The organism is Treponema endosymbiont of Eucomonympha sp. (genome assembly GCF_001028545.1).
Genome location: NZ_BBPW01000318.1, coordinates 1 through 766, shown reverse-complemented (window position 1 = coordinate 766; position 766 = coordinate 1). Strand labels below are relative to the sequence as shown.

The following is a 766-nucleotide window of genomic DNA, read 5'->3' as shown; positions in this document are numbered from 1 at the left end:
AGCATTTATCCTATTTTTGCAAGGCGGCAAAGGGAACGGCCGCGCCCGCGGTCACAAGCTTGCCGCAATAGGACGAAGTATCGCAGTGTGGTGAAGCCCGCGCGGGGAGTCAAAAGGCGTATGAGACGGCTCTTTGACGGGCGCGCACGCAACAAAGCCCTCCTGCTTTCGCAAGAGGGCTTTAGTTTAATAGAGAAACAGAAAAAAGAGGCGTCGCCGTCCTTTGATACCGCGCCGCCTTCTTTCGGCGGGCAGCGACTAGGAAAACGGAGATATGGAGAACATTTCCGCTGCCGCGCCCCGGCACAGTCCGCAGACGGCGACACCTCAGCCTATGTATATGATTATAGCACAGAATATATCTTTTGGCAAGCCTCCGCGCACAAAAGATACAGCACGAAAGGGGCTTGTACGCGGATACCGCCGCGCCGCGCTGAAAAAAGAGCGCCGCCCGCCGCCGTTATGCAAATCAACATGGAAGAATTTCGCTTCCGCATATCGGCGGGGACAGCGCTCAAACATTTACGTTACCCGGAAACAGGAGAAAAAAGAGGCAGCGCCGTCCCGCACCGTGCCGATGAACGAAAACAAAGAAGGCTTTTCTTTTAGGGCGGAGCGGGGAGGAAACTACCGGAATCAAACCCCGCACAGCACAGATACGCAGACGGCGCCGCCTCGCCCATAACTATAGCACGAAATATATTTTTGCGCAAGTCCCCCGCGCAAAAAAAATACGCCCTGAAAGAACCGAGAGCAACGCGTTTCG

At 55.1% G+C, this 766-nt stretch carries 1 protein-coding gene; it reads left to right on the top strand.

Annotation, left to right across the window (positions count from 1 at the left end; all coding sequences use genetic code 11):
• Window positions 1-274 precede the first annotated feature (274 nt).
• Window positions 275-685: a hypothetical protein gene (locus AWU74_RS06810; RefSeq protein WP_162504977.1), complete on the top strand. Its 411-nt coding sequence runs from the start codon at window positions 275-277 to the stop codon at window positions 683-685.
• Window positions 686-766: the final 81 nt, after the last annotated feature.

Excerpts from the sequence above, each read along its gene's own strand:
- AWU74_RS06810 (WP_162504977.1), top strand. The coding sequence starts at position 275 with ATGGAGAACATTTCCGCTGCCGCGCCCCGGCACAGTCCGCAGACGGCG.